Here is a 19,634-nt window from a genome sequence, read left to right on the forward strand (position 1 = left end):
TTCTGTGCTGCGGGCGCTGGAGACGTTATGGGGGAAGTCGCGGGAGCGGGCCGGGGGTCGCACGAGCCTTTTGATGGCGCACCTTCTGGATACGGCGGCGGTTGCAGAGCTGTTGTGGGACTGCTTCCTTGCGCTCTCGATGCAGTCAGCGCTGGATGAGGTGGCGGGTGGGCCGAGGCAGGGGCGGCGGTTCTTTGCGTGGTTATGCGGGGTTCACGATTGTGGGAAGGCGACGCCGGCGCATCAGCGTCTGTGGCCCGAGGGCGCGGAGGCGGTGCGTCGGTCGGGGTTGGCGTGGGTGGAGACGGCCGCTGTGGCAGGGGCGAAGCAGCAGCGGCGGTGGCGTCACGACTGGGCCGGTGGGCTGATGGTGCGCGAGTTGCTGGCTGGGGCCGGGTGGGACGCGGAGCAGCTGGACTGGGTGTGGCCGCTGGTGGCTGGGCATCATGGTGCGTTTCCTTCGCTTCGGGATGTGCAGGAGCCTCGGTCGGCCAAGGGGCAGCTGCGTGGGAGGGGCGAGTGGCGTCGGGTTCAGCAGGCCGTACTCGAGGTGTTCACCGAGGAGCTAGGGTTCGGGGCGCTCGACGAGGCGGAACCGGTAGTGGTTCCGTCCAGGGCACTCCAGTTGCAGCTCAGTGGCCTGGTGGTCATGGCGGACTGGATCGCGAGTGACCAGCGCTTCTTCGTGGGCATGGATGATCTGCTGCTTGTGAGTCTGGATGCTTCCCGTGAGCGGGCGGCGTCGGCGTGGAAGGCTCTGGGGCTGCAGGGCGGCTGGGAGGCTCTGGAGACGCCATGCCCCCAGACGTTCCGAGACCGGTTCGGGTACGTGCCGCGGCCCTCACAAGCAACGGTGGTCGAGGCGGCTCGTCGGATGGGCGGGCCTGGGCTTGTGGTGGTTGAGGCGCCGATGGGCGAGGGCAAGACGGAGGCCGCGCAAGCTGCGGCGGAAGTCTTGGCGGCCCGGTTCGGCGCCGATGGTGTGTTCGTAGGGATGCCGACCCAGGCGACCAGCGACCCCATGTTCACCCGCACACGTCGCTGGCTGGAGGCGATCGATGGGCGACTTGCTTCCCGGGTGGTGCTCCTGCACGGCAAGAGGGCGTTCAACCGGGAGTGGCAAGCTCTCCTGGAAGGCGCAGGGGAGTACGTGGACGAGGCATTCTGCGGGGTGGACGAGTTCGGACTGGATGACGATCCGTACGGCGTCGAACCTGGGGTGCGCGGCGTGCCGGAACGGCAGGGCCCAGCCGAGTGGTTTCTGGGGTCGAAGCGTGGACTGCTGGCCCCGTTCGTGGTCGGCACGGTAGACCAGCTTCTCTATGCGGCTACCCGTACGCGGCACGTGATGCTGCGGATGGCGGGCTTGGCCGGCAAGGTCGTGATTCTGGACGAAGTGCACGCGTGTGATGTGTACATGAGCCAGTTTCTGGGTGAGGCGCTGCGCTGGCTGGGGCAGGCCGGGGTTCCGGTGATTGTCCTGTCGGCGACGCTTGCTCCGGCTCAGCGGAAGGCTCTGGTTGAGGCGTACCTCGCGGGTGCTGCGTCACGCGAGGAATTGCCGGTCGAGGTTCCGGGGCCGTTCGGATACCCGAGTGTCACGGCGGCATGGCTGTCGCCTTCGGGGAACCCGGAGTTCCACCTGGACGGTACGGAAAGCTGGCGTGAGGACCTCAGCGTGATGGTCCGGGTGGTACCTGAGGCGGTACCCGGTGCGCGGTCTTCGCGTGAGGAACGGGTGCGGCTGCAGGGCGAGGCGGATGCGGGTGTAGGTGACCTGTTGGCGAGTGAACTGGCCGACGGGGGTACCGCGCTCGTTATCCGCAACTCCGTCGCGCGGGCGCAGAGTCTCTACGAGGAATTGCGCGGACGGTTCGGTGAGGACGAAGTACGCCTTCTGCATGCCCGCTTCACAGTCGCCCGGCGTGCCGATCTGACGGAGGAGAGCCTGCGGCTGCTGGGTCCGCAGGCGCCGCGGCCCCGAGGCGGCCGGTTGATCCTCGTTGCAACTCAGCTCGCTGAGCAGTCCTTCGACATTGATGCCGATGTGCTGGTCACGGATCTGGCTCCCGTCGATCTTCTGTTGCAGCGGGTAGGGCGGTTGCATCGGCACGAGGGCACGTTGCGTCCGGACAGGCTGCGCATGCCACGAGTGTTCGTCACCGGGCTCGCGCCCCGGGAGAGTGGCGAGCCGGCGTTCCCGTTCGCCAGCGAGATGATCTACGGGCGTCATCTGCTGCTGCGGACCGCTGCTGTGCTGCCCGGTGCGGGCGAGGCGTGGTCGGTTCCCGGAGACGTGCCCAGGCTGGTGGAGCAGGTGTACGAGGCGGAGGCGTCGCTACTGCCCGAGACGTGGCGAGAGGCTGGTGACGTTGCCTGCCGGGAGCAGGAGGACCAGGACCGGGCCCGTGCCGAGAATGCTCGGCAGTTCTTGCTGACGCCGCATGGCGAGCACGAGAGGCGGACGCTGGCGGGCCTGCACTATGGCGGGGCGACCGCGGGCAGCGATGAGAGTTCGTTGCAGGCGGCGGTCCGAGACGGCGACGAGTCTGTCGAAGTGTTCCTGGTGGTCCGGGATGAGAGGGACGCGGTCTTCCGGACACTCGCGGGGCGCGCCCTGAGTGTCAATGGCGATGTGGCGCCGGACGTACTGGATGAGGTTCTGGGCTCGATGGTGCGCTTGCCATCGAAGTTCACACAATCGGCTCTGGCGTTGGGGCCGTTGCCCGGCTGGCATGGACATCCGTGGTTGGGCCGGAGCCGCGCTCTGGTGTTGGACGCTTCACGCAGGGTCCGACTGGGCGACCTCATGGTGTCGTACGACGACGAGTTCGGGCTCCGGCAGGTTTAGGGGCGCGTACCGGTCGCGCAGCGGCACATGGCTCAAGGGTGTGGGTGAGCCGCCGGGCGCCGGCCCGGCGGCTCACCGCCCCGCGTGACGCGGGGTCGATGTGTTTCCTGATCCGCTGTGCAAACAGAGAAGGGGATCATCCCCGCAGTCCGGCGATACAAATCCGGTGGTGCAGGGTCAACGCCGGGATTCTTCCACCTGGTTGCCAAGAAGGCATGTGGTGGACGAGTGCCACTGCTAGCGTTAAACAAAGAAGCTTGCCTCAAGGGGGAATGATGGCGCATGGCTTTTTCCTGACGGATAATCCCTGGCTGCTCCTGCCAGCAGCAGAGGGCGGACCGGTACAGGAACGCTCGCTGGGCACTGCGTTACTGGAGGCCCACGAGTTCGGCGACCTGGTGGTGGAGTTGCCCACCCAGAGGCCGGCCGTCTTCCGGCAGGTGCTGCTACCCACGCTCCTCGACGCCCTGGGGCGTCCGGCCGACGAGCGCGAGTGGATGCGTTGGTTCTCCGCAGGGCGCTGGACGCCTGAGCAACGTCTCAAGCTCACGGATTATCTGGACGCGCACCGCGACCTGTTCGACCTCTTCAGCCCGGTTCAGCCCTTCGGGCAGGTCGCCGGGCTGCGCAATACGAAGGGGGAGACTAAGAATGCCGGACTGATCGTCGCGACTGCTGCCACCGGCAACAACGTGCCGCTGTTCGCTTCGCGTACGGAGGGCGATTCCTTCTCGTTGACGCCGTCGCAGGCGGCGCACTGGCTGGTGCACACCCAGTGCTGGGACACTGCAGCGATCAAGACAGGCGCCGTGGGCGATCCCAAGGCGAAGGCGGGCAAGACCACCGGGAATCCGACCGGGCCGCTCGGCCAGATGGGCGTCACGCTGCTCGTCGGCAGGACGTTGTTCGAGACACTCCTGCTGAACATCCCGGTCGGGGCGGCGCCGACATCTGCAGACCTGCCGCAGTGGAGGAGGCGCGAGCCGGCAGATCCGTGTTCGGCAGGCACTTCCCAGTGGCAGGAGCGGTCGCCCGAAGGGCTCTTGGACCTGTGGACGTGGCAGTCCCGCCGGATCCGACTCTTCCCGGAAAAGACCGATGAGGGCGTGCGAGTGACCCGCGTCATGGTTGCCGCGGGTGACCGGATGCCCCACACACCTGAAACCGAGCCGCACACCATGTGGCGTGTGGAACCGACCGGTGGTCGGAGCCCAGGGAGAAGTAGAGCCGAAGCCTCGACGCCGCGCCGTCCTCTACGTCTCCAGCCTGGGAAGGCTGCATGGCGCGGGCTGGATGCACTCCTGGCACCCGAGCGTCAGTCCCGGGATGCCGGGGAAAAGACGAGCGGCTTCGCCACGAGTAAGCTCCTCGACCAGGCTGGCGCCCTGTCACCTGACCTCGGCGAAGCGTACCCCCTGCGCGTAGAGCTCTCCGGTGTGTCGTACGGCAACCAGTCCGCCGTCATTGACGACGTGATGTTCGACGCGTTGCCCCTCCCACTCGCGGCGCTCGACGCCGACAGCGACGTCCGCTCCGCCCTCCTCGAAGTAGCAGAACAGGCTGAGCAGTTGGCCACAGCCGTCAATCACCTCTCAGGTGATCTGCGGCGCGCCCTGGGCACCGAACCGATCCCCTGGGACAAGGGACAGCGTCCCGGCGAACTCGTCCTGCATGCCTTGGACCCCTTGGTGCGGCGACTGCTCATCGGGATCAGAGGCGTGGCAGAGCTGGAGCGGATCGAGGCCGGCCAGCTCGCCTGGGAGCAGCTTGCCTGGCGCCGGAGCTGGGAAGTCGCCGATCGCCTCCTGCAGGCGGTACCCATCGGAGCATTCGTGGGCAGAAGCGTCTCCCAGGAGGGAAAGCCCGAGCGCACGCACCGCGTCTCTCTGGCCGAGGCGTCCTTCCTCAAGCGCCGTGCGGAGATCCTGCACCGGGCAGCCGCCGCGCGGAGAAACGGCCCCACCCCGGACAGCGAGTAGCTGACCAGGCGCACTGCAAGGTGCCCTTCACCCGCCATGCCCTCGCCGAGCCAATCCGGCCATCACCTCCGGGGCGCCCCAACATGCCTTCACGGCACAGCGTCCCTCATCACGTCTGGACACGGTCATGACCGAAGAAGACTTCACGAAGCAGAGAATCTGGCACCGCTACACCGCCGCGGACGGCACCTGGCGACGCAAGAGCGGCAACGCGGCGGAGCAACGCCCACGCGGCGAGGACCTCGCGGTGCTGCGCCGAGGGCTGGGCCGCCCCGCCGGAACCGTGCTGGAGATGTTCCCCTTCTACACCTGCCCGGTCGACGACTTCGCCGCCCGCCGTGGAGAGGTCTCGGCCGAGCAGGAGGCCGAGCACATCGCGCTCGCCCTCTACGGGCTTCACCAGCAGAGCCAGAACGCGCCGATGCACCGGGACGGCGTCGGTCTCGGTCGGGCCATGCTCGAACTCAGGCGCCACGACCGCACCAGCGACGAGGCAGTGGATGCGCGCTTCCAGCAGGCGTTCTCTGCAGCGGCGACGGCAGGCCTCCAACTGCGGCTACGCGGCCTGATCACCCAGCTCAAGGGCATCAAGCAGCCCCTCGACTACGACCGCCTGGTCTCCGACGTCCACCAATGGGGCCGGCCCGACACCCGCTCCCGCGTGCGCCGCCGCTGGGGCCTGGACTACTACGGCTGGACCCAGAGGACGACGGCTCCACGATCGGGCCGCTGACCAACAGCCTGCCCGTCGCCTCTGCCGCAGAGCGCACATGTGACGGCGCGCCCGCATGAGCAACGGCCGCAGACGACCGATTCCCGCTTGACTACGACTTGGAGCAATCCGATGACCCAGCGCCTCTACATCGACCTGCACGTCGTCCAGACCGTCCCGCCCGCCAACCTCAACCGTGACGACCAAGGCAACCCCAAGGAAGCCATCTACGGTGGCGTACGCCGCTCCCGCGTCTCCTCCCAGGCGTGGAAGCGTGCTTCCCGACAGCACTTCGACGCCCAGGCTCCCGAGCCCGATCGTGCCACCCGCACCAAGCGCGTCACCAACGAGCTCATCACCCGGATCTCACGGAACACCAGCCTGGACCGCGAGAACGCCGGCCGGATCGCCGCCGCCCTGCTTGCTCAGCTCGGCCTGAGCCAGGGCAAGAAGGCCGGCGACACCGCCTACCTCCTCTTCTACGGCAACGCCCAGCTCGACGCCGTGGCCGACCTCGTCACCGACCGCGCCGCCGACCTCGTGGAGCTGGACGAAAAGGCTCTGGCCGAAGCAGTCAAGGACCTGCCCGTCGCGGAAAGTTTCAGGGCCGGACACCCCGTGGGCGTCGCCCTGTTCGGCCGTATGGTCGCCGACATCCCCAAGCTCAACGTCGACGCCGCCGTACAGGTGGCCCACGCTCTCTCCACCCACGAGACACAGCTCGAATTCGACTACTTCACCGCGGTCGACGACCAGAACGAACAGGACGAGACCGGCGCCGGAATGATCGGCACCATCGGCTTCAACTCCGCCACCCTCTACCGCTACGCCACCGTCGGGTTCGCCCAGCTCACCGACAACCTCGGTGGCGACACCGAAGCCGCCCTCGACGCCCTCGACCGGTTCGTCGACAGCTTCGCCCTCTCCACCCCCACCGGCTATCAGAACGCCTTCGCCCACCGCACCCGGCCCAGCCTCGTGGCAGTCGTCGTGCGCACTGACCAGCCCGTCAACCTGGTCTCCGCCTTCGAAGAGCCTGTCCCGGCGGAAGCCGGCATCCAGGCGAACTCGGCCCGCCGCCTGGCCGAAGAGCACATCACCGCCACGCAGGTCTGGGGCGACACCCCCCTCTACGGTGCGGCCAGCCACACCTTCACCACCCGCGAACCGCGCACCAAGGACACCGCCGAAACTCTCACCCAAGCCTTCGGCGAACCCGTCACCTTCGCCGACTTGCGCACTACCCTGCGCGCCCGCATCACCACCGCCCGGGGGGAACAGGCGTGACTTCTCCCCACAGCACCTCCGTCCTCGTTCTGCGGCTCGCCGCCCCACTCCAGTCCTGGGGCGACCGCAGCACGTTCAACCGCCGTGAAACCCGGCCCGAACCCACCAAGTCCGGAGTCGTCGGACTTCTCGCCGCTGCCGCCGGGCGCTCCCGCTACGCCGCTCTGGACGACCTCGCCGGGCTCGGACTCGGCATCCGCATCGACCAGCCCGGCAGCATCCTGCGCGACTACCACACTGTCGGCGACTACCGCGGCCAGCCGCTCCTCTCCGCCGCCGTGACCGCCAAGGGGCTGCAGAAACCCACTTCGCCCGCCAAACGCACTCACATCACCCAACGCTTCTACCTCCAGGACGCCATCTTCCTGGCGGCCGTGGAAGGCCCCCACGAGCTCATCACCACCCTCGACCAGGCGGTACGCCACCCCGCCTTCCCCCTCGCCTTGGGCCGCCGATCCTGCGCCCCAGCACAGCCCCTTGTCCTGGGACAGCGCACCGGCGCGCTCGAAGATGTGTTGCGCGCGGAGCCCTGGCAGGCATCCGCCGAAGTGCGCAAGCGGTGGGGGCGCGAGAACGGTAACGCCGCCCACGTCGACCTTCCCGCCACCCTCGACGACCCGGCAGGAGACGAAGTCCGCGACGACGTCCCCCTGTCCTTCGCCCCCACGAGCCGAACCTTCACCACCCGCCGCACCCGCCACACCTACCTGGAAGCTCCCACCGGCCTCACACCCGACCCCGCACGGCCGCAGACGGCTGGCGGCCACGACCCCTTCGCCCTCCTGGGCTGGTGACCGATATGCCGTACCTGTCCCGCATCCGAATCAATCCCCTGCGCGCCGAGAGCCGCAAACTCCTCGCCAGCCCGCGAGAGATGCACGCCGCGGTCCAAGGAGGCGTTCCCGGCCCACCCGAACAGGCACGCACCCTGTGGCGTCTCGACCCCGACAACCCCCACCGTCCCCAGCTGTTCGTGCTCACCACGGACAAGCCGGACTGGACACACCTTGTCGAACAGGCAGGATGGCCCGACGCCGACGGCGAGCACTACGCCATACGCGACTACGCTCCGCTCCTTCAGCAACTCGCTCCTGGCCGCAGCTTCGCCTTCCGCCTCACCGCGAACCCCGTCCAGAACACCAGCCGCCCCGACAAACCCACCGCCCTCCAGCAAACACGCATCGAAGCCGGCGAACGGCGGCGCGGCTTCCGACTCGGTCACCGCACCGCCACAGCCCAGCTCAACTGGTTCCTCAGCCGCACCAAACGGTGGGGCTTCGACGTCCCCACCGCCCCCCACCCTGACGGAACCCAGGACCCGCACGACGACACACCCCGCGACATCCGAATCACCACGCGCCAACGCCGTTCCTTCGGCAAGGGCCTCGTCACCGCGAAAGAAGCCCACGTCGTCATGAACTCCGTGACCTTCGAGGGACGCCTGCACATCACCGACGCCGCACTCCTCACCGAACGCCTCCTTGCCGGCATCGGCCCCTCCAAGGCTTACGGCTGCGGACTGCTCACCCTCGCCCCACTTCCCGAAAGCGAGTGAACACCCGTGCCCGACATCTGGTGGAAGGCGGACCCCCAGGACCTGCACCGCCTCGTCGACCGAGTGTCCAGCGTCTACGTCGAGCGAAGCCACCTAGACCGCGACGAGAACGCCGTCGTCATCATCAACAAGCAGCAAACCGTCCGGGTCCCCGCAGCCATGGTGGCCGTCATGCTCCTCGGCCCCGGCACGCGCGTCACCCACGGCGCCGTCCGCCTGCTCGCCGACTCCGGCACCACTGTGTGCTGGGTCGGCGAACAAGGGGTTCGTATGTACGCAGCCGGCCTCGGCCCGAGCCGGGGAGCCGGACTCCTTCATCGCCAGGCCTGGCTCGTCACTCGCCCCCAAGAACGCCTCGCTGTGGCCCGCGCCATGTACAGCATGCGTTTCCCCGGCGAAGACGTCTCCGCCCTCACCCTGCAGCAGCTCCGCGGCCGCGAAGGCACACGCATCCGCAAGTATTACCGCGCTCAGGCAGATCGCACCGGCGTGACCTGGAACGGACGTGTCTACAAGGCCGGCGACGCCTTTGCAGCGGGTGACGACCTCAACCGTCTCCTGTCCGCGGCCAACGCCGCCCTCTACGGCATCTGCCACGCCGTCGTCATCGGACTCGGCGCGAGCCCAGGACTCGGCTTCGTCCATACGGGCAAGGCCACATCCTTCGTCTTGGACATCGCCGACCTCTACAAGGCTGAATACACCATCCCGCTCGCCTTCGACCTCGCAGCCCAAGGCCTCACAGCGGAACGTGACGCACGCCTCGGGCTCCGCGACCTGATAGCCCGCGACAAACTCCTCAGCCGCATCGTCACCGACGTCAAGAACCTGCTCACACCCGAAGGAACAGCCTTCGAGGACTCCGAAGCCAACCTCCTGTGGGACGAGCACCTCGGCACCGTACCGGGCGGCACGAACTACGCCAGCAACGCTGATCTTTCGGTGCAGGGAATGACGGACAACCACATCGCGATCATCGGCCCCGAAATCGACGAAACCCAATCCACACAATGACCGTCATCATCCTCATCGCGGCCCCCGAAGGCCTGCGGGGGCACCTCACACGTTGGATGGTCGAGGCCAGCGCCGGTGTCTTCGTAGGCAATCCCAACCGCCGCATCCGCGACCGCCTCTGGGAACTCTTGGCCTCCCGCATCGGCGATGGCCAGGCCATCCTCATCGAACCCGCCGCCAACGAACAGGGATGGGCCGTCCGCACAGCAGGCCGCGACCGCTGGCAGCCCGTCGACTTCGACGGACTGATCCTTTCGGCCCGCCCCAGGAAGCAACTAAACGAAAACAGCCCCACCGCTCGCTAAACCACCAGCTCAAGAAGTGTCGACCCCGCGCATGCGGGGATGCTCCGCCGAGCGTGCTGCCCATGTGGCGGAACATCAGGTCGACCCCGCGCATGCGGGGATGCTCCTGGCTGAGTGCCGCCTTGGCGATCGATCCGGAAGTCGACCCCGCGCATGCGGGGATGCTCCCCGGGTGCTGCAGCAGTGGTCGACGGTGACCAAGTCGACCCCGCGCATGCGGGGATGCTCCGCTCGTTGCCGCTGTCGAGCAGGCGAGGCTCAGGTCGACCCCGCGCATGCGGGGATGCTCCGGTCAACGGGCACGCTGTGACTGCCGAGCCAAGGTCGACCCCGCGCATGCGGGGATGCTCCGACCCTCGGTCCCGTCCAGTGAGCGCCAACTCGGTCGACCCCGCGCATGCGGGGATGCTCCGCTGTCGCCGCCGCCCCGCAGGACTGCGTAGCCGTCGACCCCGCGCATGCGGGGATGCTCCGATGAGGCGGCGGTCCGTCTGCCGCTGCCTGTCGTCGACCCCGCGCATGCGGGGATGCTCCGATCGGCCTGATGCTCGGGGCTGCGGTCCCGGCGTCGACCCCGCGCATGCGGGGATGCTCCGGTCCCCGTCCTCGACCTCCTCATGCTGGAAGAGGTCGACCCCGCGCATGCGGGGATGCTCCGCGGAAGGACCACAACAGCGCCTATCCCGACGAGTCGACCCCGCGCATGCGGGGATGCTCCGGGGCCCGACAACCGGCAGGCCCAGTTCCGAGCCCACTTCGTCGACCCCGCGCATGCGGGGATGCTCCGCCCAAGCAGCGCGTCCACACGACCGACGGGTAGTCGACTCCGCGCGTGCGGGGATGCTCCGCTGAATTGCACCATCTCGAAGGGGACGGGTGGGTCGACCCCGCGCATGCGGGGATGCTCCGGTGCGGGGGCGCCTCACCGGGACTCACCACCAGTCGACCCCGCGCATGCGGGGATGCTCCCTGGACTACACCGATGGAAGCGGAACCCAGCAGGTCGACCCCGCGCATGCGGGGATGCTCCGAGGCGGATCAGTGCCAGGTCGCATTGTGATCCGTCGACCCCGCGCATGCGGGGATGCTCCGCTGATCTGCGGGAGGTCGACTGATGGCCAGCAGTCGACCCCGCGCATGCGGGGATGCTCCGTTCAGAGCGCCCAACCAAGAGCCCGTGCCCGTGTCGACCCCGCGCATGCGGGGATGCTCCGGTGACCGGCCAGTGAACGAGATCCGCACCGAAGTCGACCCCGCGCATGCGGGGATGCTCCGCGAGGAGCCCTGACATGAGCGGCGGTTGGCAGGTCGACCCCGCGCATGCGGGGATGCTCCGGCACTTCCCGCGATCGAGCCTCCGACGTTCGCGTCGACCCCGCGCATGCCCCGTTGACTGAACGAAGCCTGGAGATTGCCCAGTTCAGTGGGCGGACGGAGTCATTGGGCACTACGTTCACCGGTCGTGATGAAGGATGCTCCCCGACGAGATTTGGCAGCCCTGCGGTTCCCCAGTGGGGTCGGCTGATGGAGACCGGCAACCGGTACGAGCCGTACCGGCTGATCGATCCCGACGGAGCGGCCGTCGAGCCGGTCGCCGTCTACTTCCAGGAGTTGCTGGCGGCAGGGAAAGCGCGGTCAACGGTTCGCTCCTACGGGATGGATCTGTTGCGGTGGTGGCGGTTCCTGCAGGCCGTGGATGTTCCCTGGGATCGGGCGACCCGCCGGGAAGCCCGGGATTTCAGCTGCTGGATCCAGCAGACCGTCAAACCCAGGAAGGTCAAGGCCCAGGGGCCGCGGGCGGTAGGGGAAGCCGGTGCCGCGAACCCGGTGACCGGGAAGCCGTCGACCGGAATCCGGGTACGCTCCGGCCACCGTCGTGCACAGCGAGACGGTCCTGCGCCGGTTCTACGACGTGCACCGCGATGCGGGGACCGGCCCGCTGCTCAACCCGTTCCCGCTGGATCTTGCCCGCCGCTCTGGACGGGCTCACGCGCACCACAATCCGATGGCCGGCTGGAAGCTTGAGCGCGTGGGCCGGTACCGGCCGAGCCTGCCGCGGCGCATCCCGCGTTCGATTCCGGAAGCATGGTTCAACAAACTGTTCGCGGCGCTGCCCTCCAACCGCGACCGGGCCTTGGTCGCCTTCTGGATCTCCACCGGGGTGCGGGCTTCGGAACTGATCGGCATGCGTCAGCGCGATGTCGACCCTGGCCAGCAGTTGATCAGCGTGGTGCGCAAGGGCTCGCGGGCGGTCCAGCAGGTGCCGGCATCTGCGGACGCTTTCGTATGGCTGCGCCTCTACCAGCAGGAGGTACAAGGCCAGGTTGTGCGAGGACGCACCCAGCCGGTGTGGTGGACACGGCGAGATCCGATCCGACCCTTGACCTACCACGGCGCCCACCGGATGTTCGAGCGTGTCAACGCCTCGCTCGGCGCCGACTGGACCCTTCATGACCTGCGGCACAGCGCGGCCGCCCGCATGGTGCGCGACCCGAAGCTGACGCTGTCCGACGTGCAGTGGGTGCTCGGACACGCTCACCTGTCCGCCACGGAGGTCTATCTGACGCCGCACAAGGACGAGGTCGTGGCCGGCGTGCTGGCGCATCACGCACGCCAGGCCCGCACGAGCATCCAGCCGGTGCCACCGCCGCCAGCACCAGGCTACGATCCGGCGTCGCTGGAGGTCTTGTTCGGGCGCTCGTCATGACGGCCGTCGTCAAGCACACGACGCGCAAGCCGTTGGAGATCACGAACCCGAGCGCGGAGCAGGCCAAGGCGCGAAACAGCCGACTGCGGGAGCAGTTCCCGGCTCGGGCGTCACAACGGTGGTGGCCCCAGACCGCGCAGTCGTCTGAGGAGACGCTGCGACACCTGACGATGGCGCCGTTCCTCCCGGTGGCGAACGGCACCCGAGCGGGACGCCGCCGCGGGGTGATCAAGTTGCTGCGCTGGCTGTCGAGCCGGCCCGGGGATACCTGGCAGCAGCGCTGGATGGCCACGGGAGCCGAGGAGTTGTCCGGAGCGTCCTGGGTGGAGATCCCCAAGCGGTGGCTGAGCGAGCATGGGCCCTCACCGTCGCATGACCGGGAGGACCTGGCCTCTGGGCTGCTCATGCTGATCTGCGGAGACGTCATTCGTCCGGCTCTGCCGTGGATGCTCACCCGCTCGCACCGATATCTCGCTTCTGTGATGGCCGAGACCCGGGACCCGCATGGATTCGCGCGCCTGCGCCAGCTGGCCGCCGCCGGGCCGGCGAGCGCGCGCCAGGATGCGCAGACCGCCGCGACGCGGATCGCCATCCTGCTGGCCTGCAAGGGCGGGCGGATCGACGACATCACTGTCGGCGACTGCGTGGAGCTCATCGATACCCAGCGCCTTCGGGCTCGCCCTGGGCCAGTCGAGCATCGAAGAGCTGGTGGACCGCTACCAGATCCGCTGCCAACCGGTACGCGACGTGATCGTGGACTATCTGCGCGAACGCCAGCCGTCGCTGGACTTCACCAGCCTGGACGCGATCTCCCGTACGCTCGCGGGCCTGTTCTGGGCCCGCATCGAAGATCTGGCACCAGGAATCGACTCTCTGCGACTGTCCCCGGCGGTGGCTCGCGCCTGGAAAGACGACCTGAAGGTCAAAAGGCGCAACGTCGTCGGCCCCGACGGCAAGAGCATTGAAGTCACCAGCCCGCGGCTCAACGCCAAAGACGAACTCATGCGCGTCCGAGCGTTCTACCTCGACATCGCGCAATGGGCGGCCGAGGAACCGGCCCGCTGGGGGCCATGGGCCGTGCCCTGCCCGATCAGCGACGACGAGATTCACAAGGCAAAGGAACGCAAGAGACGCAAAGCCCGGATGGACCAGCGCACCCGCGAGCGGCTTCCCGTCCTCCCCATCCTGGTCAGCGCCACCGACCGGCGGCGCCGCGAAGCCGCCGGCCTGCTCCAGGCGGCGCGAGACACCGAGCCCGGAGAGCTGATCCCAGGCACGGACGGCGCCCTGCGCAGAACCATTGCCCCGAAGGCTGCGGGCCACCTCACCTGGGCCGAGGAGAGCTCCAGCGGGCGTCGGCGGAATCTCTCCTACGAAGAAGAGGAGGCCTTCTGGGCGTTCGCCGTGATCGAAGTCCTGCGTCTGACCGGTGTTTGCAACGAGGAGCTTCTGGAACTCACACACCACAGCGTCACCCAGTACCGGCTCCCGACCACCGGCGAGGTCGTCCCGCTGCTGCAGATCGCTCCGTCCAAGACCGACACCGAGCGACTCCTGCTGGTCAGCCCGGAACTCGCCGACGTCCTCAGCGCCATCATCAGTCGGCTGCGTGGCCCCAGCGGGATGGTTCCGCTGGTGGCCGCCTACGACGTCCGTGAGAAAGTCTGGAACCCGCCGATGCCACTGCTGTTCCAGCGTGGCGTCGGCTCCGAGCACCGCGCTTTCACACCGACCGCGATCCGCAAACTGCTGATCAATGCGCTGGCCGCGACCGGGCTGACCAACGCCGACGGTGAGGGACTGTTCTTCTCTCCCCACGACTTCCGGAGGATCTTCGTCACTGACGCCATCATGAACGGACTGCCCCCGCACATTGCCCAGGTCATCTGCGGTCACAAGAACATCGACACCACAATCGGATACAAGGCGGTCTACCCTGCCGAGACGATCGAGGCCCACCGAGCCTTCATCGCCCGCCGACGAGCCTCACGCCCCGGGGAGGAGTACCGCATCCCGACAGAGGAGGAGTGGGACGCCTTCCTCTCCCACTTCGAGAAGCGGAAGGTGTCCATCGGTACATGCGCACGCGCCTTCGGATCCCCTTGCATCCATGAGCACGCTTGTGTCAGATGCTCGCTCCTCCGGCCTGATCCAGCCCAACGGTCACGGCTAACTGACATCCGTGACAACCTGATCGCCCGGATCGCTGAGGCGGAGCGGGAAGGATGGCTGGGCGAAGTCGAGGGCCTCCAGGTCAGCCTCACCGGCGCGCAAGGCAAGCTGGACCAGCTCGATGCCGAAGCAGCCCGCCGACCCTCCACAGTCGATCTCGGCATGCCGACCTTCGCCGACGTCGCTATCCGCACCAGCACTACGTCGACGGACCAAAGCTGCCCCTGAAATCCATGGTCGCCACGAAGCTGAACTGCCTACGCTCCAACCCATGCGAACTGTCTTCGTGTTTCCCGCAGGTGAGCGAGCTGCGACCGTCGCCTCGCTCAATCGGCATCTGCCCGAGCAGCGCCATCCATGGACTCTGGACGGCAACCTCTACATCGACATCGACGATGAGCAGACCGGCTACCTCTTCTCCGATTGGGATCCCGAGGATGTGGCGATCCTCGAAGCGGCCGTCGGACATCACCCCACTTGGGCGGTGCAGATCGACATCTCCGGGCGGATCGACGGCACCGCAGAGGTTCACCGAATGATCGCTCTGCTACTTGAGCAGGGAGGCGTGGCAACAGACGACTACACCACCCACCCATGGACCCTGCCGGAAATCCTGTCTGGAGCGGTGATCGACGGCCTGCGGTTCTTCGACTTCCGCGGCTACCACGAGCTCAACCGCGAGCACGGGCGCTCCTGACTCTGTCCGCTGCTCCCTCCTGCGCCCCGACCCCGCCCAGCGCGGCCGCCTGGTGGAGATCCGCGACAACCTCCTCGACCGGATCGCCGAAGCCGAGAAAGAGGGCTGGCTCGGCGAAATCGAGGGCCTGCGCGTCAGCCTCGCCGGCGCCGAATCCAGAATCGACCAGACCGACTCCGCGCCCGGCAGCGTGGCGATCAACCTCGGCATGTCGCGCAAGGCCCCGGCTCACCCCGCCCAGAAGGAGGAAGCAGGGTCGCTGAGACAATCGCGGGATGATCAGCAATGAGATCCGGTTCGATTGCCAGCACCGTGGCGACAGGGGTCTGCTCGTGGTCGTCCCTCACATCGACGGAGCACCACTCACCGAGCTGATCGATGAGTACGAGATCGCGGCCGGGATGCAGCCTGCAGGTGATGCCTACGGTGGTCTGATTCCGGAGTTCTTCCGGTTCGGCCCGATGCAGGACCACTTCCTCGGACTGTCCACTAGCGCGATGGGGCCGAAGACCCCCGTCCTCGGTTGTGAATGCGGTGAGTGGGGGTGCTGGCCGCTCATGGCCCGCATCACCGCGACAGCGGATCTCGTAACCTGGGACGCCTTCGAGCAACCCCACCGCAAAACCCGCGACTACGTGGCATTCGGTCCGTTCCAGTTCGACCGCCACCAATACGATGACGCCTTGCAGGCCCTGAGCGCGGTGATCGGCTCCGCCGCCGACGACACGAGCGCATGAACACTGCCGTCAGTCCGTCTTGCCGCACATGGAGTCCAGGGGTGGAGGCCAGCGGCGGGGGACTCGTCCTCACCCGTCGGCGACGGGCAGGTTGTGCCACCAGTGACCGCATCCGCCGGAGCAGAAGCGTTCGCGGCGCCGTTCGTCTGCGACCGCGAGGACCTCGACCAGTAGCCGGAACGCCTTGCGTCGTTCGTCGACAGGGGTGAGGCCGGCGATCTTCCCCAGTTGCTGGTCGATCGGGCCGCAGGTGATCAAGACCGCCGGGGTGTGCGTCGGGCGCAGCCCGGCACGTCGGATGCTCTCCGGTCCGTCTTCGGTGACGGCGCGCGCCTGCACGCAGTGGTGGCGCAGGAACAGGAGTATCTCGGCCTGCTCCTCCGGGCTATGGGTGTCGAACCACTCGATGCCCTGTGACATCGGGCGCAGTCCTTGGGCGAGTTCGTTGAGGATGATGTCCCGCTCGGTCATGATCAGCTCCCGCAGGCCAGCGAGGCGAAGACCTCAGCGGTCTCGTCGACGAAAGCGCACAGTTGCTGCACGGCCTGCCGACAGTCATGCGGGTCGAGAGCCGCCACGGCCCGGACTTCGAGCCATCGGTCCCAGGGACCGGCCGGGGCAAGGAACCGTGTCGTGTACTCGGAGCCGAGAATCTCATCGAGGTACAGAAGCGTCCCAAGGACGACTGCCTGGTCGTAGTCGAGGTCGGGACGCGACAAGTAGTGATCAAGGTATGCGCTGAGCAGTTCGGCATCCGCTGCAGTACCGAACTTCGCAAGGGCGACGCAGTATGCCGCGCCCGCATACGGCCCCTCGCTGGCCAGCAGGAGCCGGCCTATGAGCTCGCGGAACTCGGACCTGTGGGCCACAGCAACCAGCCAGGCGGCAGTCTTGCGCTCGCGCCATCCACCCTCGAAGAGGACGCCGAGCTCCGCCGGAGTGATTTCGTACGCAGCCTGAGCCAGATCCCGCACAAACGCGGAGCGCTCGACCGGGCTCAACCGGAAAACGCTCCCGCCCAACCGAAGGTATCGCCGATCAGGCGTGACGAACCGCCGAACCAGATCCTGCAACTCGGGATCGCTCTGGACATCACGCATAGCCGCATCCTGGCCCAGGACGGTACTCATGTGCCACAGGTTTGCCGACTGCCTCAACGGACCGTAGTTACTGGTTCAGAGAAGCGGGGATGCTCCGAGCATCAAGGTGTACGAGTCGATCAACAGCCCGTCGACCCCGCGCATGCGGGGATGCTCCGCGGACGCTGGTCTGGTTCCGGCTCGCGTACGCGTCGACCCCGCGCATGCGGGGAGGCTCCGTTGACGTGCCCTTCGTACACGCCGCCGCACGGGTCGACCCCGCGCATGCGGGGATGCTCCGCCCGAGGAGTCCCGTACGTCACCCGTACGTCAGTCGACCCCGCGCATGCGGGGATGCTCCGACATCGGCCGAGAGCGGCATGCATGCGGAGGAGTCGACCCCGCGCATGCGGGGATGCTCCGTGGGGCGGCCACGGAAACGGCCTCGGCACCGTGTCGACCCCGCGCATGCGGGGATGCTCCGGCGGCACGGTCGGTATCCACCGGTCCCGACCCGTCGACCCCGCGCATGCGGGGATGCTCCGAACCATGACCGCGTCCCCGGTGTCATCCGGGCGTCGACCCCGCGCATGCGGGGATGCTCCGGTCCTGCCCGGCCGCGACGTCACCCCCCCACATGTCGACCCCGCGCATGCGGGGATGCTCCGAACCATGACCGCGTCCCCGGTGTCATCCGGGCGTCGACCCCGCGCATGCGGGGATGCTCCGCCGTCGCAGACGACTCACGCATCATCCGCGTCGTCGACCCCGCGCATGCGGGGATGCTCCGGTGAGTCCCAGGGCATCAGCGGCGCGGCTCACGTCGACCCCGCGCATGCGGGGATGCTCCGAACACCTGCGGCACCAGGGTGACTTCGTCGACGTCGACCCCGCGCATGCGGGGATGCTCCGGAGTCCTCGGCGACGTCGTGGAATTGTTCGGCGTCGACCCCGCGCATGCGGGGATGCTCCGGCCGACGACGACTTCCCCCTCGGCCCCGAGATGTCGACCCCGCGCATGCGGGGATGCTCCGGGCGACGTGCCCGCCTCCCAGTCGATGGACGTGTCGACCCCGCGCATGCGGGGATGCTCCGCACCCCGATGATCTGATCCCTCCGACAGCTGCGTCGACCCCGCGCATGCGGGGATGCTCCCGGGCGGGTGTGGCCGATGGGGGATCCGTCGACGTCGACCCCGCGCATGCGGGGATGCTCCGCCCCCGGGGTACGTGCTGTGGCCGCGCCACACGTCGACCCCGCGCATGCGGGGATGCTCCGCGTTCATGTCGATGTTGGAGGGCATCGGCATCGTCGACCCCGCGCATGCGGGGATGCTCCCCTGCTGCCGACGCCGATGGCCGCGGACGGCGGGTCGACCTCGCGCATGCGGGGATGCTCCCTGGACCTGTGCCGGTCGGTGATGACGTGAAGGGTCGACCTCGCGCATGCGGGGATGCTCCGGGCCTCACCTCGTGCTGCGGGAGATGGGCAAGTCGACCCCGCGCATGCGGGGATGCTCCGTGAAGTTGACGGTGGTCCCGTTGTCGTTCGCCGTCGACCCCGCGCATGCGGGGATGTGTCGGCGACGCTTGAATTGTGAGCCAGTTTCGGCGGTTGAAAAGTGACCCCCCGGTCGGTCAGTTGATGTTGGTCATTCCCCGGCGTTGGCCGCTGGAACCCGTCCGAGGTCGCGTCCGCGCATGCGGGGATGCTCCGGACTTCACCGAGTTCTCCACCGAGACCCTCACGTCGACCCCGCGCATGCGGGGATGCTCCCTGCCGGAGTCCGCCGCGGGGGCCGAACTGCGGGTCGACCCCGCGCATGCGGGGATGCCCCGATGAGGTGCGGGTCGGCGGCCTGCGTTGCGTTGTCGACCCCGCGCATGCGGGGATGCCCCGATGAGGTGCGGGTCGGCGGCCTGCGTTGCGTTGTCGACCCCGCGCATGCGGGGATGCTCCGCCGGGCTACGCCGACCTGCAGATCGAGGCGGAGTCGACCCCGCGCATGCGGGGATGCTCCCCGCTCACGCGCCGGCTTGCTCGCCACCGACTCGTCGACCCCGCGCATGCGGGGATGCTCCGGGCAAGAAGGAGTACGGGGCGACGCAGGCCGCGTCGACCCCGCGCATGCGGGGATGCTCCTGGGACCTGTGGATCGAAGCGATGCGGCACCTCGTCGACCCCGCGCATGCGGGGATGCTCCGTCCGGCGGCGGCCTCTCCACCATCGAGGGCTAGTCGACCCCGCGCATGCGGGGATGCTCCGGACACCGCCACGACCGGCGGCGAGTCCACTTCGTCGACCCCGCGCATGCGGGGATGCTCCGTACACGGGCCCGACCTACGACCCCACGGTGTCGTCGACCCCGCGCATGCGGGGATGCTCCGGCCGGGCTCCGTACCGAGCTGATCACCATGGCGTCGACCCGCGCATGCGGGGATGCTCCGCTGTCGTAGAACAGCCCCACGTCTGCGGCGCGGTCGACCCCGCGCATGCGGGGATGCTCCGCGGACGTATGAGTTCTGGAGGGACTCTACGA

Annotated in this window: 15 protein-coding genes and 4 CRISPR repeat arrays (1 of these 19 only partly in view); of the genes, 13 read left to right on the top strand and 2 right to left on the bottom strand. The window is 68.1% G+C overall.

The genetic code is table 11. The features are described 5' to 3' along the window. Positions 1 to 4 precede the first annotated feature (4 nt). The 13 genes from cas3 to ACQPWZ_RS36235 all read left to right on the top strand — a co-directional run bounded on the left by cas3 (position 5) and on the right by ACQPWZ_RS36235 (position 16,016). Complete coding sequence (gene cas3, locus ACQPWZ_RS36175) at positions 5 to 2,851, top strand: CRISPR-associated helicase Cas3' (RefSeq protein ID WP_433573936.1); 2,847 nt, start codon at positions 5 to 7, stop codon at positions 2,849 to 2,851. A gap of 275 nt (positions 2,852 to 3,126) precedes the next feature. After that, positions 3,127 to 4,830, top strand: coding sequence for a type I-E CRISPR-associated protein Cse1/CasA (casA, locus tag ACQPWZ_RS36180; protein WP_433573673.1), 1,704 nt, complete (start codon positions 3,127 to 3,129; stop codon positions 4,828 to 4,830). A gap of 127 nt (positions 4,831 to 4,957) precedes the next feature. Further along, a complete protein-coding gene (gene casB / locus ACQPWZ_RS36185) occupies positions 4,958 to 5,563 on the top strand; it encodes a type I-E CRISPR-associated protein Cse2/CasB (protein WP_433573674.1) in 606 nt (201 codons plus the stop codon). 111 nt (positions 5,564 to 5,674) lie between these two features. Next, positions 5,675 to 6,829 carry a type I-E CRISPR-associated protein Cas7/Cse4/CasC gene (cas7e, locus tag ACQPWZ_RS36190; RefSeq protein WP_433573675.1) on the top strand — a complete coding sequence of 385 codons (1,155 nt, stop codon included), beginning with the start codon at positions 5,675 to 5,677 and terminating at the stop codon, positions 6,827 to 6,829. Then, positions 6,826 to 7,623, top strand: a complete 798-nt coding sequence (gene cas5e / locus ACQPWZ_RS36195; RefSeq protein ID WP_433573676.1) for a type I-E CRISPR-associated protein Cas5/CasD — start codon at positions 6,826 to 6,828, stop codon at positions 7,621 to 7,623. The genes cas7e and cas5e overlap by 4 nt, the downstream gene beginning before the upstream one ends. Positions 7,624 to 7,628: 5 nt before the next feature. Then, complete coding sequence (cas6e, locus tag ACQPWZ_RS36200) at positions 7,629 to 8,384, top strand: type I-E CRISPR-associated protein Cas6/Cse3/CasE (RefSeq protein WP_433573937.1); 756 nt, start codon at positions 7,629 to 7,631, stop codon at positions 8,382 to 8,384. A 6-nt stretch (positions 8,385 to 8,390) separates the two neighbouring features. Further along, positions 8,391 to 9,398: a type I-E CRISPR-associated endonuclease Cas1e gene (gene cas1e / locus ACQPWZ_RS36205; protein ID WP_433573677.1), complete on the top strand. Its 1,008-nt coding sequence runs from the start codon at positions 8,391 to 8,393 to the stop codon at positions 9,396 to 9,398. Next, positions 9,395 to 9,703: a type I-E CRISPR-associated endoribonuclease Cas2e gene (cas2e, locus tag ACQPWZ_RS36210; RefSeq protein ID WP_433573678.1), complete on the top strand. Its 309-nt coding sequence runs from the start codon at positions 9,395 to 9,397 to the stop codon at positions 9,701 to 9,703. Before cas1e ends, cas2e begins: the two co-directional genes overlap by 4 nt. A gap of 18 nt (positions 9,704 to 9,721) precedes the next feature. After that, positions 9,722 to 11,039: a CRISPR direct-repeat array (repeat unit 29 nt; unit sequence GTCGACCCCGCGCATGCGGGGATGCTCCG). 540 nt (positions 11,040 to 11,579) lie between these two features. Then, positions 11,580 to 12,410 (top strand): tyrosine-type recombinase/integrase, encoded by an 831-nt coding sequence (locus tag ACQPWZ_RS36215; protein ID WP_433573679.1) that lies wholly within the window; start codon positions 11,580 to 11,582, stop codon positions 12,408 to 12,410. A gap of 708 nt (positions 12,411 to 13,118) precedes the next feature. After that, the gene (locus ACQPWZ_RS36220) at positions 13,119 to 14,810 is read left to right on the top strand and encodes a tyrosine-type recombinase/integrase (RefSeq protein ID WP_433573680.1); all 1,692 of its coding nucleotides are present in this window, start codon (positions 13,119 to 13,121) and stop codon (positions 14,808 to 14,810) included. Between the two features lie 43 nt (positions 14,811 to 14,853). Continuing rightward, positions 14,854 to 15,279: a hypothetical protein gene (locus ACQPWZ_RS36225; RefSeq protein ID WP_433573681.1), complete on the top strand. Its 426-nt coding sequence runs from the start codon at positions 14,854 to 14,856 to the stop codon at positions 15,277 to 15,279. A 52-nt stretch (positions 15,280 to 15,331) separates the two neighbouring features. Continuing rightward, entirely contained in the window at positions 15,332 to 15,568 is a 237-nt protein-coding gene (locus tag ACQPWZ_RS36230) for a hypothetical protein (protein ID WP_433573682.1), read from the top strand. Next, positions 15,555 to 16,016, top strand: a complete 462-nt coding sequence (locus ACQPWZ_RS36235; protein ID WP_225080017.1) for a hypothetical protein — start codon at positions 15,555 to 15,557, stop codon at positions 16,014 to 16,016. The genes ACQPWZ_RS36230 and ACQPWZ_RS36235 overlap by 14 nt, the downstream gene beginning before the upstream one ends. Before the next feature lie 69 nt (positions 16,017 to 16,085). On the opposite strand, the gene ACQPWZ_RS36240 is transcribed toward ACQPWZ_RS36235, so the two are convergent. Both ACQPWZ_RS36240 and ACQPWZ_RS36245 read right to left on the bottom strand, forming a co-directional pair. Next, a complete protein-coding gene (locus ACQPWZ_RS36240; protein ID WP_108999122.1) occupies positions 16,086 to 16,487 on the bottom strand; it encodes a DUF5958 family protein in 402 nt (133 codons plus the stop codon). A 2-nt stretch (positions 16,488 to 16,489) separates the two neighbouring features. Then, positions 16,490 to 17,146 carry a DUF6000 family protein gene (locus ACQPWZ_RS36245; protein ID WP_433573683.1) on the bottom strand — a complete coding sequence of 219 codons (657 nt, stop codon included), beginning with the start codon at positions 17,144 to 17,146 and terminating at the stop codon, positions 16,490 to 16,492. Between the two features lie 99 nt (positions 17,147 to 17,245). Further along, positions 17,246 to 18,678: direct repeats of the CRISPR family, unit length 29 nt; unit sequence GTCGACCCCGCGCATGCGGGGATGCTCCG. Between the two features lie 104 nt (positions 18,679 to 18,782). Further along, positions 18,783 to 19,483: direct repeats of the CRISPR family, unit length 29 nt; unit sequence GTCGACCCCGCGCATGCGGGGATGCTCCG. A 91-nt stretch (positions 19,484 to 19,574) separates the two neighbouring features. Next, positions 19,575 to 19,634: a CRISPR direct-repeat array (repeat unit 29 nt; unit sequence GTCGACCCCGCGCATGCGGGGATGCTCCG); it runs 336 nt beyond the window's last position.

Source organism: Streptomyces sp. CA-251247, assembly GCF_050952975.1.
GTDB classification, from domain to species: Bacteria; Actinomycetota; Actinomycetes; order Streptomycetales; family Streptomycetaceae; genus Streptomyces; species Streptomyces achmelvichensis.

What these genes read in the sequence shown, in the direction of transcription:
- casA (WP_433573673.1), top strand. Translation starts at nt 3,127, where the DNA reads ATGGCGCATGGCTTTTTCCTGACGGATAATCCCTGGCTGCTCCTGCCA.
- casB (WP_433573674.1), top strand. Translation starts at nt 4,958, where the DNA reads ATGACCGAAGAAGACTTCACGAAGCAGAGAATCTGGCACCGCTACACC.
- cas7e (WP_433573675.1), top strand. Translation starts at nt 5,675, where the DNA reads ATGACCCAGCGCCTCTACATCGACCTGCACGTCGTCCAGACCGTCCCG.
- cas6e (WP_433573937.1), top strand. Translation starts at nt 7,629, where the DNA reads ATGCCGTACCTGTCCCGCATCCGAATCAATCCCCTGCGCGCCGAGAGC.
- cas2e (WP_433573678.1), top strand. Translation starts at nt 9,395, where the DNA reads ATGACCGTCATCATCCTCATCGCGGCCCCCGAAGGCCTGCGGGGGCAC.
- ACQPWZ_RS36225 (WP_433573681.1), top strand. Translation starts at nt 14,854, where the DNA reads ATGCGAACTGTCTTCGTGTTTCCCGCAGGTGAGCGAGCTGCGACCGTC.
- ACQPWZ_RS36235 (WP_225080017.1), top strand. Translation starts at nt 15,555, where the DNA reads ATGATCAGCAATGAGATCCGGTTCGATTGCCAGCACCGTGGCGACAGG.
- ACQPWZ_RS36240 (WP_108999122.1), bottom strand. Translation starts at nt 16,487, where the DNA reads ATGACCGAGCGGGACATCATCCTCAACGAACTCGCCCAAGGACTGCGC.
- ACQPWZ_RS36245 (WP_433573683.1), bottom strand. Translation starts at nt 17,146, where the DNA reads ATGAGTACCGTCCTGGGCCAGGATGCGGCTATGCGTGATGTCCAGAGC.